Annotated in this window: 12 protein-coding genes and 1 other RNA gene; 2 read left to right on the top strand and 11 right to left on the bottom strand. The window is 65.2% G+C overall.

Annotated elements, in window-relative coordinates:
* Positions 1–87: 87 nt before the first annotated feature.
* The 5 genes from AKH00_RS02835 to ssrA form a co-directional block, all read right to left on the bottom strand.
* Positions 88–513, bottom strand: coding sequence for a hypothetical protein (locus tag AKH00_RS02835; RefSeq protein WP_050721179.1), 426 nt, complete (start codon positions 511–513; stop codon positions 88–90).
* A complete protein-coding gene (locus AKH00_RS02840) occupies positions 510–2,543 on the bottom strand; it encodes a hypothetical protein (protein WP_152926090.1) in 2,034 nt (677 codons plus the stop codon). The genes AKH00_RS02835 and AKH00_RS02840 overlap by 4 nt, the downstream gene beginning before the upstream one ends.
* Positions 2,536–3,069: a hypothetical protein gene (locus AKH00_RS02845; protein ID WP_152926091.1), complete on the bottom strand. Its 534-nt coding sequence runs from the start codon at positions 3,067–3,069 to the stop codon at positions 2,536–2,538. Before AKH00_RS02845 ends, AKH00_RS02840 begins: the two co-directional genes overlap by 8 nt.
* 1,043 nt (positions 3,070–4,112) lie before the next feature.
* Positions 4,113–5,510: a tyrosine-type recombinase/integrase gene (locus AKH00_RS02850; protein ID WP_050721182.1), complete on the bottom strand. Its 1,398-nt coding sequence runs from the start codon at positions 5,508–5,510 to the stop codon at positions 4,113–4,115.
* Positions 5,511–5,621: 111 nt separating this feature from the next.
* Positions 5,622–5,991, bottom strand: a transfer-messenger RNA (tmRNA) gene (gene ssrA / locus AKH00_RS17560).
* 142 nt (positions 5,992–6,133) lie between these two features.
* Between ssrA and AKH00_RS02855 the strand changes: the two genes are divergently transcribed.
* A complete protein-coding gene (locus AKH00_RS02855; protein ID WP_050721183.1) occupies positions 6,134–6,802 on the top strand; it encodes an SIMPL domain-containing protein in 669 nt (222 codons plus the stop codon).
* 7 nt (positions 6,803–6,809) lie between these two features.
* On the opposite strand, the gene hflX is transcribed toward AKH00_RS02855, so the two are convergent.
* Entirely contained in the window at positions 6,810–8,321 is a 1,512-nt protein-coding gene (gene hflX / locus AKH00_RS02860; protein ID WP_050721184.1) for a GTPase HflX, read from the bottom strand.
* Positions 8,322–8,389: 68 nt separating this feature from the next.
* Here hflX and AKH00_RS02865 point away from each other — a divergent pair, with 68 nt between their 5' ends.
* Positions 8,390–9,043 (top strand): class I SAM-dependent methyltransferase, encoded by a 654-nt coding sequence (locus tag AKH00_RS02865; RefSeq protein WP_050721185.1) that lies wholly within the window; start codon positions 8,390–8,392, stop codon positions 9,041–9,043.
* A 33-nt stretch (positions 9,044–9,076) separates the two neighbouring features.
* Here the strand turns inward: AKH00_RS02865 and AKH00_RS02870 are convergent, their stop codons facing one another.
* From AKH00_RS02870 to miaA, 5 genes are read right to left on the bottom strand one after another with little or no spacing between them, the layout of a single operon-like run.
* Positions 9,077–9,730, bottom strand: coding sequence for an HAD family hydrolase (locus AKH00_RS02870; protein WP_050721186.1), 654 nt, complete (start codon positions 9,728–9,730; stop codon positions 9,077–9,079).
* Positions 9,730–10,602, bottom strand: a complete 873-nt coding sequence (gene dapF / locus AKH00_RS02875; RefSeq protein ID WP_050721187.1) for a diaminopimelate epimerase — start codon at positions 10,600–10,602, stop codon at positions 9,730–9,732. The genes AKH00_RS02870 and dapF overlap by 1 nt, the downstream gene beginning before the upstream one ends.
* Positions 10,603–10,624: 22 nt before the next feature.
* On the bottom strand, positions 10,625–11,071 hold the full coding sequence (locus AKH00_RS02880; RefSeq protein WP_050721188.1) for a GNAT family acetyltransferase: 447 nt from the start codon (positions 11,069–11,071) through the stop codon (positions 10,625–10,627).
* A gap of 25 nt (positions 11,072–11,096) precedes the next feature.
* Positions 11,097–11,624: a dihydrofolate reductase family protein gene (locus tag AKH00_RS02885; RefSeq protein ID WP_050721189.1), complete on the bottom strand. Its 528-nt coding sequence runs from the start codon at positions 11,622–11,624 to the stop codon at positions 11,097–11,099.
* Positions 11,625–11,683: 59 nt separating this feature from the next.
* Positions 11,684–12,598: a tRNA (adenosine(37)-N6)-dimethylallyltransferase MiaA gene (miaA, locus tag AKH00_RS02890; protein WP_050722010.1), complete on the bottom strand. Its 915-nt coding sequence runs from the start codon at positions 12,596–12,598 to the stop codon at positions 11,684–11,686.
* Position 12,599: the final 1 nt, after the last annotated feature.

The following is a 12,599-nucleotide window of genomic DNA, read 5'->3' on the forward strand; positions in this document are numbered from 1 at the left end:
CGTCTGTTCACCGCGGGGAAGCAAAGCCTGCCTAGAGAACAAACATGCGACGCCGGGTGCCCATACACCACGGTGAGATGCGCTGATTCAGCGCCCGTCGGCCCTGCGCACACCCCGGTTGATGGGAACAACCGTCGGGTCCGGCTCATCGGTAGATGTAGCGACGAAGTATGCATAGAGGGCCTGGAGATGTGCGTCACGTTCCGTCTCGAGCTCAAGGATGCGCTCTCGGGCGGCGTCGAGATCCTGCTTCTCTCGTCTCTCAACCTGTTGCTTCGGCGACAGTCCCTTGTTAACTGGGTTCAACGCGGCGAACCGCGCATTGATGGCGAAGGGGGTCTCCTCCCGAAGGTCCTGAGCGAAAGCCCGGGCGACGGTGGGGTGAGAGAGCTGGGTGATCTTTTCAATCTGCTTCTTGGTTCGCCGCAACTCGTCGTTGCTCGCGATCTCACTGATTGCGTCCGCGATGCGACGAAGGACATCGTCACTCACTGTGATGGCGTTTGATCTCATTCAAGTTCCTCCAGCACTTCCGGCGGGCGCAGTGCCCGGATCTCCGCGACGATCTTTGCCCGGTCGCGTCGGAGGTTGGCTTCCAGCTTGGGATGGAGGTTGGGGGCATCCAAAGCGCGGTCATGCCGGGCAAGCTGCCTTTCCCAGATTGGAAGGTGAGCTCCGTGCAGTACCGCGTTGGCGCAGTCGGTCGTGAAACAGACGTGGTCGGCGAGCTTCGGTCCGCCCGGGCCGCACGCGGCGGTCTTCTCCCGGTAGGCGCAATCATTGACGACACCGAGCGTATAGTTCTGAGCCACTCGAGCGATGATCTGGTCAGCGCGACGGGGATCGGCGATGACTTGTACCCGAACGTTCTCCAGATAGTCTCCGGACGGACCTGCGATGGGTTCGCCGGAGAAAAGGAGACGTTGGAGATCTTTCCGAATGGCTTGCCGACGCTCATCCGTGATCGCTTGCGTGGCCGCGTGCTTCTGGTCTCGGACGTATCCGCTTGTCGCCCGGAGCGATGCTTTGCCCAGCTGGATACCCACGCCGATCTCGGCTCCGGGGTACGTGGCGGCATAGACCGCAAGCGTCCGCCTCAGGGAAGTCGCATTGATGGCATCTCGTGAACGCAGAGTGATGGGTTGAAATCCGAGGTCCTCTCCCCGTCCGACACGCTCGGCTGGAGCGGCGTTGACGAAGGCGATGAGCCTCTTGAGGTCACGCGTGAAGACATAAGCGCCCTCTTCCCCGCCCTCCCCTGTCTTCCCGCTACGGGAGAATAGCCGTTCTGTGAGGCTTAGCTGTTCCAGCACATCCACCGCGGTTTGAACAACGGACGGAACCCACCAGGACCGCGCCTTTCCGTTCACGCCCTGCGCCTTGTAGGTCATCGACTTGACCGACGGGATCACCGCGGAGATATCGAAGGCATCGCGGCGCAACGCCTGTATCTCGCTATCTCGCATGCCTGACAGGCTGGAGATCATGATGTAGCAGGCCGCACGGAGTACACCGGGGAGGTGCTCCGCTTCTGCCAGACCGATCTCGCCGGTCCACGTTCCTGCAGACGACATGAGACCACCGAACTCGGCATTACCTGCCGCGAAGGCATCGTCGATGAGCTGGATTGCCTCCGGAGTGTAGTTGTGACTTGTGCGCTTGCGGATGTTTTCACTGACTCCCAGGGTGCGCCAGATCTGCGAGAAGTTGATGCTGCCGCGAGGGAACTGTTTCGAGCGCCCGACGCCAGTATGCAAGGGGATCAGGTACCCATCGTCGAGACGTGCACGCACCGTATCGATTGCCGCTTGACGAGTAACTCCACGGCTCAGGTCATCGCTCGGTCGCGCGGCACGGAACTCTCGCTGCATGTCGATGATGAGTGGGGAGAGTCGAGTGATGATTGTGTCCGCGGCCACCATGAGAGGTTGCCACGTCTCCCAGGGCAACGGAGGGGTCTTGTTATCACCGTCCATACTTTCCTCCGCCACTTCGGCGGCGGACTGCGCCGGCCACGGCTGGAAGGGCAGCGGATGTTGTGCCAGAGGCGCGAGATTCCTGACGTGCTTCAAGAGGGAGACAAACCCTCGCACCGATGACGGCGCGTTCGGCTTACCGTTCTCACGATGCTCACCTTTCCTGAGATCGTCCAAGAAGTCTTCAGCCAGGCCTGGTGACCACTCGCCGAAGGTGTGCAACCCTTTGCGTTCTCCCCACGCGGCTACCACTGCGAGGTCGTTCAACTCGCTCAGGATCGCGTCCATCGATCCCACCTTCTTGCGGATCATGACTCCGGCAACGACGGCGGTGGGGTGATGCGGACGCCCTTGCAGCAAGGCATAGAGCTTGACGTCATGGCGATACCCCTCGGGAATCCTCGTGAAGCGCGCCCATCGACCGGGATTACCTAAGGGCCGTATTCCCTGGTAGTCCCACTCGTCATCACCGAACTTCGAGCCCGCAGGAAGGTCCTCGTGGATGAAGTCGTCCGGGGGGATGGGTGGACGCCATCTTCTGGACGCGTGCGGGGTAGGGTCACGCATCGGCTGGTCCTCTCATTTCATGGCGGAGACCAAGATCGACGAGAACCTCGTCGGTGTGCAGTCGCGCTTCTTCGACGGCGTCGCGCGGGAACATCTGCAAGATTGTGACAGTGGCTTCGTGTATGAATCCCCATACTTTCTGCCACGTGGTCGGGTTCACCGCCGCATCGGGGGCGGAAACGGCGTTGACAAGGACGAGGGCCGGAAGGTGTTCGACCGTGATGATGGCGTTGGGGCAGGTAAAACACGTTCCCATGCGTGCCATCGGACAGATCTCACCTCGGGGTGCGTGCGGCGAGTCTTCCGGGTCACGACAGCCAGCGAGTGCGCCCCCAACGCTCTCCGGTAGGGCGTTCTCGTCGAGGTCGGTGACCTCGCCTGTGACCGTGTCAAGCTGCACGATTCCGTCGCCGGTGTCAATGGTCGGCCCGAGTGCTCGGTCGCGCAGCTCCGAGATTGATCTCACGAACCGCTCTCCCGCTTCTTGCCGGAGAGTCGGGCTGTTCGTGTAGTGGTCGAAGAGCATGTCTTGGGTGTGCCGCCGCTGCCGGCGGAGATGCGTAGCGGGTTCCGCGATGATCTCGGCGGCGATAGCAGACTTGCGGAAGCGGCGGGGTGTCATGGGGCGTGGAGATCTCACCCGCGACGTATCGGTCAAGCCATTCGCTAAAGCTCCATTTTTCCCAAGGCATTGCGATGGGAATGCCCCACTCATCCTTTATCATCCAAAGATCCGGGAGCCTGGTTAAGCGACGGAGCGGTGCTCCAAGTCGGATCAGTGCATCGAGATAACGTAGCGTCGTCGGTTCCCGCTCTCGCGTCCAGGTCACCTCCTCAACGCGGTGGGCTCGGTTCTTACGCAGAGTCACGTTGTAGCTGTCAGCAAGACCCGCGACCGCCATCTGCTCGGTGCCCATACCCGCGCTCCGAAGGTCTTTGGATGTCGCGGAGATATCGTTCAAAGTCAGACCCCTCAGAACCTCAGGGGGCTCACCAGTCGCGATACAGAGCGCGACGTGAAAAGCGACGAGAACATCGCCGGTTGCCCGCGTTGTCCACGAACCGTCCTTCCAGGTTCGATTGCGAACCGCGGTCTTGATCCGGGTCAGTTCGTCCTCGGAAAAATCCGGTAGCGGTTCACGACGGATGTGTGCAAGTCGAGTCGGCTCGCACACCCGCGCGTAAACCTCCGGGTGTAGCCTTCCTGGGCGGCGGTCTTCTAGATACCGAAGAAACGCGAACAGATATACCGCGACGCGGTACGGGTGGTCCGATCCCAATCTCGCCTGCCATTCGAGAAGGGTGAGTTCCCACGAATCGATGTGCCGCCTCCGCAACTCCCTGATGGAGTGTCTGGACGGATCAAATCCGATCTGCTTGGTCATATGCGACGCTAGGCGAAAGATACCGATACGAAGCGTTCCTACGGCCGTCGGATTGAACTTCGCAACTTCTACCCATTCACGCGCTAACTCATCGACCAGCTTCGGTGCAGAGGACCGACTAGGGACTATAAAAGAACGCTTCGCCCCCCGGGCTGTCATATATTCCGCGATGTGCTCAGTCACGTCAGAGCCCTTTCACGAGCTTGAAGAGACTCTCGCGCAACGCATTCGGGATCTGGTCGGTGTAGGTTTCGGCGTGATAGAGATAGCGGTTGGTTGTGCTGAGGCTTGCGTGTCCAAGAAGTTCCTGGACGATGAGTAGGGGGCTTGCGAGCAACGCGTAGGGGTCCCCTTGAGTGTTCCTTCCTTCGCGCATCAGCGCGGCGAGGGTGCGGATGGCAAAGGTGTGTCGGAGGACGTGGGGGGTGACAGTGAGGTGTGCGGGCGGTGCATGCTCGTGGGGGCCGAGACTGGCTACGCGGTGGTTGGCGTCGCTGAAAAGCCTGTTGAAGCGGTCGATGGCCGGGGCTTGTCCTCCTTCGGCGAGGAAAAGTGCGAGCGGGTCGATGAGGCCGTCGTCGCGGATCCATACGGCAGTACGGCGCAAGGTGTTGGGCAGGCGGTTGGGGCGGATGAGTCGTCCGTTGATGCGGAGGGCGGTGCCGTTGGTGGTGGGGACGGGTTCGGCGATGGTGAGGGTGCCGTTGCGGCGGCGACTGCGGAGCGTGGGCTGGGCGCGTTCGACCATGTACTCGCGTTCGCCGCGGCGGTAGTGGTCGATGGCGTCGGCTAGGTGGTCGATGATGTGGACGTCGCGTGGCCTGCTGCCCTTGCCCATTCGTTCGAAGATGTGGCTCCCCCGCGGGAGGTTTGTGGGGATGTCCAGGTCGAGGAGGTAAGTGCCCTCTTCGCGACGAAGGCCCGTGCTGACGAGGGTGAGGCCGAAGGTGTAGTCGCGTTCGGGGTACTCGGGTCGGTCGTCCGAGATGTCGTCGCCGCGGAGTCCGTGGTTGAGGAAGAAGACGAGTTGCTCTTCGGTGAGGAAGCGGATCCGCCGGGTCTCTTTCTCCGGGGACTTCAGGGTGTTCCGTTGGCTACTACCCCATCGTGGGATGGGGTCGATCTCCAACCATCCTTTGTCCCGGGCGTAGGCGAAGAACAGGCCGATGTCACTTATTTCGGTATTCCAGGAGCTTCCCACCAGGGTCTGCAGTCGATGTTTCTTGTATTGGTTGAGATTCTCGGTGGTGGCGTCGATGAGGTCAGCGTCCGGAGAGGTTTCCCGGATGAAGTTGAGGAAGCCGACGAGCGCGCCAGCGTGGTTGTTGCGTAGCGTGCGCATGGGATATGCGCGTTGGCGGGCTGCGTCGAGGAGGTAGGCGTTGACATGGCGCAGTGTGTGGAAGCGTGCCGCGCCGTCCGTGAGGTAGGGGGTGCCGTCGGGGATGCGCGCGATGTCAAGAAGTCGCCTCAGCGTGGCGGCGGGGATCGTTCGGCCGTTCGCTTGGACATCGAAAACACGCGCGCGGTCCACCACCCTGACGAACAGGGCGGTCGACCGCGCGCGCGATGACTTTTCCACTGGTGACAGCGACCGTTCTCCGAGACGTTGAACTTGTCTCGGATGATACACATGGTGACTTCGATACTGAACCCCCACCTCAAGTGTGGTGATACACATCTTTGACACCATCTGTGGAGCTGGGGGGAATCGAACCCCCGTCCAACGCTGAGTCTCCACGCCTTCTCCGGGCGCAGTCTGTGGAGGCGTTCTGCTCGGCTCCGACCTTTGTCACAGACACCTAAGTCGACGAGCCCAGCCTGGCAAGAGTCCCACGTGACGTCCAGACGCCGTCACGCAGCAAGATTCCTAGATGACGCCAGGATCCGTGTCGGAATCACACACGGTCTGACGGACTATCGGGCTCGCTTAGGCAGCGAGGGCGAAGTCGTTGCGCTTGGTTTCGGCAACTATTGTTTTGCAGAGAGCGTTTACGAGATAACTCTGCATCCTCGGCCCGCTTCTCGTGGATTCACAGGCGCTGTCGAAACCGATCAGCCCCGTGGTCCTTCTCTCGAAGGAGCCGCTGTCACTCTGTGGATTTGTCAGCTCGGTGAGGGGAGCTCCCGAGCATCTCAGACTACAACGTCCGCAGCGTCTGCGCCATTCCGCACGCGCTCGGGTCGGGGGCGTAGAGTCGCGCTATGAGCGATGTCACCATCACCGTCCGCGGCGAGCACGAGGCGCGCGTCGCGCCCGAGCGCGCCACCATCCAGGTCAGCGTCCGCGCCGAGGGGCCGGAGCGTTCCGTGGTCGTCGATCGCGTCATGAGCCTCGCCGAACCCGTGCGCGAGTCGATCACGACCAGGGCGGATGCCGGCACGGTGGTCGACTGGACGAGCACACGGCTCTCGGTGCGCGCCGAGCGTCCGTGGAACAACGAGGGCAAGCGTCTTGCCCCGGTGCACTACGCGAGCATCGATCTCACCGCGACGTTCACGGATCCCGCCGAGCTGTCGACCTGGGTCTCCGATGTCTCCTCGTGGGACGGCGTCGAGGTCGGCTGGGTCGACTGGCACCTCACTCCCGACACCCGCGCAGAGGTCGAGCGAGAGGTGGCCGCACGAGCCGTGGGCGTCGCCGTCACGCGCGCTCACGCGTACGCCGGTGCGCTCGGGTTGCAGGAGGTATCACCGAAGGAGATCGCCGATGTCGGCCTCATCTCCAGTGGCCAGGCCTCCCCCGGCGCTCCGGTGATGATGAAGGCGGCCCGCGGAGCAGCGTTCGCTGCGGACTCCGCCCCCGCCATGCAGTACGAACCCGACGACATCGTGATCTCCGCGACGGTGGAGGCGCGCTTCGTGGCCCGCTGACGCCTCGTCAGGCGTCGACGGCGAACGGCTCGAGGTCGGCCGCAAGTCGTTCCGAGACGCGTGCGTGGACGGCGGTCCCCTCCTCGCGGTGCTCCACCGACAGCAGCATCCCGCTCTCGTGGATCGCGGCGACGAGGTCTCCGCGATCGTACGGCACGACTGCGTGGATCTCCACGGCCGGCTTCGGCAGGGCATCCTCGATCGCGGCGCGCAGCTCGACGATCCCCTCTCCGGAGCGGGAGGAGACGAAGTGCGCCTTCGGCTCCAGTCCGCGCAGCACGAGCCGCTCGTCCTCCGTGATCAGGTCGGCCTTGTTGAAGACGACGATCTCCGGCATGTCACGTACACCGACGTCGCCCATCACGTCGCGGACGGTCTGCAGCTGTCCGGCAGGATCGGGATGCGAGCCGTCGACGACGTGCAGCACGACGTCCGCGTCGCCGACCTCCTCGAGCGTCGACCGGAAGGCCTCGACGAGCTGATGCGGCAGGTTGCGCACGAACCCGACCGTGTCGGTGAGCGTGTAGACACGCCCGTCCGTGGTCTCGGAGCGCCGGACGGTCGCATCCAGCGTCGCGAACAGGGCGTTCTCGACGAGCACGCCCGCGCTCGTGAGCGCGTTCAGCAGGCTCGACTTGCCGGCATTGGTGTATCCGGCGATCGCGACGGAGGGGATCGTGTTCCGACGCCGCTCAGCGCGCTTCGCCTCCCGTGCTGGCCCGAAGTCGCGGATCTGCCGACGCAGCAGAGCCATCTTGGTGCGGATGCGACGACGATCGAGCTCGATCTTGGTCTCACCGGGACCACGCGAGCCCATACCGGCGCCGCCGGCTCCCACCTGTCCACCGGCCTGACGGCTCATGGACTCGCCCCATCCGCGCAGGCGCGGCAGCAAGTACTCGAGCTGCGCGAGCTCCACCTGCGCCTTGCCCTCACGGCTCTTGGCATGCTGACTGAAGATGTCGAGGATGACCGTCGTGCGGTCGATGACCTTGACCTTGACGACGTCCTCCAGTGCACGTCGCTGGCTCGGCGCGAGTTCGGTGTCGGCGATCACGGTGTCGGCACCGGTCGCGGCCACGATGTCCTTGAGCTCCTGCGCCTTCCCGCGGCCGATGTAGGTCGCCGCATCGGGGTGCGGACGGCGCTGCAGCACACCGTCGAGCACGACCGCGCCCGCGGTCTCCGCCAGGGCGGCGAGTTCGCGCAGAGAGTTCTCGGCGTCGTCCTGTGCGCCCTGCGGATACACGCCCACGAGCACGACGTTCTCGAGCCGCAGCTGACGGTACTCGACCTCGGTGACGTCTTCGAGCTCGGTGGAGAGGCCGCCCACTCGACGGAGTGCGTGGCGATCCTCGAGGTCCCACTGGTCGCCGTCGGATCGGGCGTGCGCGGCCGTCGATTCGTCCTGCAGCGCCTGAGCGGCTCCGAACACGCGCGCCTCGGTGCGCTTCTCCGCGTTCGCGAGCACGCGATCGAGCGCGTCGTCGCCGGTCGAGTGTGTCGTGGTATCCGTCATCCGTCCCTGTTCTCTGGGTTTCGTTGCGAGCCTTAACCTTAGCCCGCGCTGTCCGCTACGCTCACGGTATGGGGTCCGACCATTACTTCACTGCGGCCCCGGCGAGTCCTGAGAATCTGCGAACAATCCGTGTATCGCTCGCAGGCCGAGAGCTGGATGTCACCACCGCCGGTGGCGTCTTCAGCCCGGATCGGCTGGACGCCGGAACTGCGGTGCTCTTCGCCAACATGCCTCCCGTGCCGCCGGGCGGTCATCTTCTCGACCTCGGAAGCGGCTGGGGACCGATCTCGCTCACCATGGCGCTGCAGTCGCCACATGCGACGGTCTGGGCCGTCGACGTGAACGAGCGGGCTCTGGACCTCGTCCGCCGCAACGCGACGGCACTCGGACTCACCAATGTCAACGCCGTACGCCCCGAGGATGTTCCCGGCGACGTGGTGTTCCGCTCCATCCGCTCCAACCCGCCGATCCGGGTCGGGAAGAACGAACTGCACGGGATGCTGGAGAAGTGGATCCCGCGGCTCGACGAGCGCAGCGACGCCTGGCTCGTCGTGCAGAGGAACCTCGGCGCCGATTCGCTGCAGCGCTGGATCGGCGCGACGTTCACGCCCGGGTTCAGCGTGTTCCGCACTGCGACGGCGAAGGGCTATCGAGTGCTCAAGGTACGCAAGCACGGAACCCCGCCCACCGAGCCGATCGCGCTCACGGGTCTCGCCTCCTGAACCGATCTCGTCCTCGCGGGATGATGCTCGAACTCAGGTCACGAGCAGTCCGGGAAGCGCGCCCATGTCGGTGAACACGGTGGCTCCTTCCGCCTCGAGCCATTCCCCCGGGGTGAGGCCGCCCGCATAGCCGAGCACGCGCATACCGGCCGCGCGAGCAGCCTGCACGCCGAGCCGGCTGTCTTCGACGACGATGCATCGCTCGGGCTGCACGTCGAGCTGAGCGGCAGCATGGAGGAACAGATCGGGGGCCGGCTTGCCCTCCCGTACGTCCTCGGCGCTGAAGATGCGCCCATCGAACCGCGTCAGCAGACCGGTAAGGCTGAGACTCCGTCGGATCTTGGCGTGAGAGCCGCTCGACGCCACGCAGCTGGGGACCCTCACCGCGTCGAGCGCCTCGACCACCCCGGGCACCGCCACGAGATCACGGTCGAAAGCCTCCCGGTACCACTGCGCGTAGGGCGCGTCCCAATCGTCGTCGAGAGGGCGGCCGAGGTGCTGCTCGACCTCCGCACGGAAGTGAGCGTCGGAGCGGCCGACGAAGCGGTGCACGATCTCCTCGTTCGTGAGCGTCCACCCGAGCTCACCGAGCACCCGTCGGTCGATGTCGACGGAGATCCGCTCGCTGTCGACCAGCACACCGTCGCAGTCGAAGATCACGAGCCCGATGGCGCTCGACGCAGCCATCAGAGCAGGTCGACCTCGCCGCTGTACACCAGCTGCGCGGGTCCGGAGAGTCCTACGTGCTCGCCGTCCTCAGCGGGGAACATCCGCACGCCGAGCGTGCCTCCCGGAACCTCGACCCGCCAGTGATCGGGAGCCTTCTCCCCCGCCCAGTGCCGGACGGCGAGGGCCGTCGCGGCGACCCCGGTTCCACAGCTGAGGGTCTCGCCGACCCCGCGCTCCGAGACACGCATGCGCACGTGGCCGATTCCGTCCCTCACGAGGGGCTCGCCGGGCACGACGAACTCGACGTTGGCGCCGTGGGGCAGCACGGGGTCGAGCTCGGGAGCACGGTGCAGCTCCAGAGTGGCGAGCTCCGCTTCCTCGGCGAGGGCGACCACGACGTGCGGGTTGCCGACGTCGATGCCGAGTCCGGGTCGGGCGACGGGCAATCCGTCCGCGGTGACGAGCGGGTCGTCGCCGGAGAGCTTCCACAGCCCGAGATCGACTTGGTAGCCGTTCTCGCTGCGTGTGATGTCGCGGACACCGGCGCGGGTGCCGACCGGGAGCGTGGAACCGGGTTCGAGTGTCGCGAGGCCGGACCGGAGCAGATAGTGCACGAACACGCGGACGCCGTTGCCGCACATCTCCGCGATGGACCCGTCGGCGTTGCGGTAGTCCATGAACCACTCGGCCTCGGGTTCCTCGGCGAGGGCGGCAGCCCCTTCGGGGATCGCCGTGGATCGGACGACACGGAGGATGCCGTCGGCGCCGATGCCGAAGTGTCGATCGCAGAGTGCTGCGACCTGATCAGCTGTGAGGTCGAGGGTGCCGTCGGGGTCGGCGATGATGACGAAATCGTTGCCGGTGCCGTGCCCCTTGGTGAATGCGACCATGGTCCCAGTCTAGGGATCCCGGCTATGCGTCCACGATGAGGCGTTTGCCCGTGTTCGACACGGAGAAGCGCTCGTAGCCGAGTTCGTCGTAGAAGCCCAGCGCCTGTTCGTTGCCCTCTCGCACCATCAGCTGGATCTTCGGGCACCCCATGCCGAGCAACAGGCGTTCGGCTTCGGCGACGAGAGCGCGTCCCACGCCGCGACGGCGGTGCGAGGTCGCGGAGGCGAGGTAGTACAACCATCCGCGGTGACCGTCGTAGCCTGCCATCACGGTTCCGACCAGCGCGGGTTCCGCGGAGTCCGCCGAGCCGTCGTCGACCGCTACGAGGAAGAGCTCCGGCTGCACCGACAGCTTGCGCTGGATGTCCAGGCGCGGGTCGTTCCATGGACGGGTGAGTCCGGCCTCTTCCCAGAGAGCGATGACGCTCTCCGTGTCCTCAAGACGGAAGGCGCGCACACTCCAGGTCATCACTCGAGTCTAGGATCGCCGGGCCTCAGCCGCGGACCACCCGGTACCGACCGCACAGGAAGTCCCTGTTGCGCGCAACGTCGAGCAGTTCGAGCTCCAGCGCCCGAGGCAGGAGCGGCGCGCCCGCTCCGAGAGTCACGGGCGCGTACTGCACCCACACTTCGTCGAGGAGTCCGCCATCGGCGAACTGTCCTGCCAGGTCGCCGCCTCCGACGATCCAGATGTCCTGCTCACCGGCCGCGGCCGTCATCTCTGCGTGCACGGCGGCGATGTCCGATCGGGTGAGCCGCACGTCCGCGCCCTCCGGAACGTCGAGGGCGCGATGAGTGAACACCCAAGTGGGCTGCGTGTATCCCCAGCGCCCGTCCTCGTGGCGCATGACCCATTCGTACGTCGACGCGCCCATCGCCAGCGCGCCGATCCGCTTCTCGAACTGCAGGTACGACATCGGACCCTCCTGGTCGATGTCCCGCGACAGCAACCAGTCGAGCGAGTGCTCCTCGGTCGCGATGAATCCGTCGAGGCTGGATGCGGTGAAGAAGTGAGTGGCCATGTCGACACAGTGCCACGGAGCACGGACATCCGCGCCGGCTTCTCGCGCCGGGATCTCACTCAGTCGTCGAGGAGCGTCATCGCTTCGACGGGGGCGTCGACCCACTGGAGCTCGGGGTAGCGCTTGAACCACGACACCTGGCGGCGGGCGTAGCGTCGCGTCAGGGCCTGCGTCTGCGCGATGGCCTCGTCCTGCGTCATCCGTCCGTCCAGCTGCGCGAGCGCCTGCGCGTACCCGATCGCGCGTGCGGCGGTGACGCCGTCTTCGAGACCGCGCTCGCGGAGCCGCGCGATCTCCTCGACCATCCCGTCTCGCCACATGCGTTCGACCCGCGCGTCGAGTCGCGCGACGAGGTCCGCGCGGTCCACGTGCAGACCGATCACGCGGGTTCTCTGCGGCTGCCAGAGGACGGGCTCTGCGGGAAGCGCCGCCCCGTGCGTCGCGCTCCCCTGTTCGACGATCTCGAGGGCGCGGATGACGCGCCTCTCGTTGCGAGGATCGATCCGCGCGGCGGTGTCGGGGTCGAGCGTCCGGAGACGTGCGACGAGCTCGGCGACGCCGTGTTCGGCGAGTTCGTGCTCGAGCCGTTCTCGGATCGCCGGGTCTCGCGGCGGGAATGCGAAGTCGTAGATGACACTCGAGACATAGAGTCCTGAACCGCCGACGAGGATGGCGTCGCCGCCGCTCGCCTGGATGGCCTGGATGGCCTCGCGAGCCCGTGGCTGATACCAGGCGACCGCGGCGTCCTGATCGACCTCGCGCACGTCGAACAGATGATGCGGGATACCGCGCCGCTCACTCTCGGGGAGCTTGGCCGTGCCGATGTCCATGCCGCGATAGAGCTGCATGGCGTCGGCGTTCACGATCTCGGCGGGATTCCCGCGGAGACGCAGCGCGTCCGCGAGATCGAGGGCGAGATCGCTCTTGCCCGTGCCGGTCGCCCCCGCGATGACCCAGAGCCGGGGCTGCGGCATG

It is taken from the genome of Microbacterium sp. GCS4, from assembly GCF_001262495.1.
Lineage (GTDB): Bacteria > Actinomycetota > Actinomycetes > Actinomycetales > Microbacteriaceae > Microbacterium.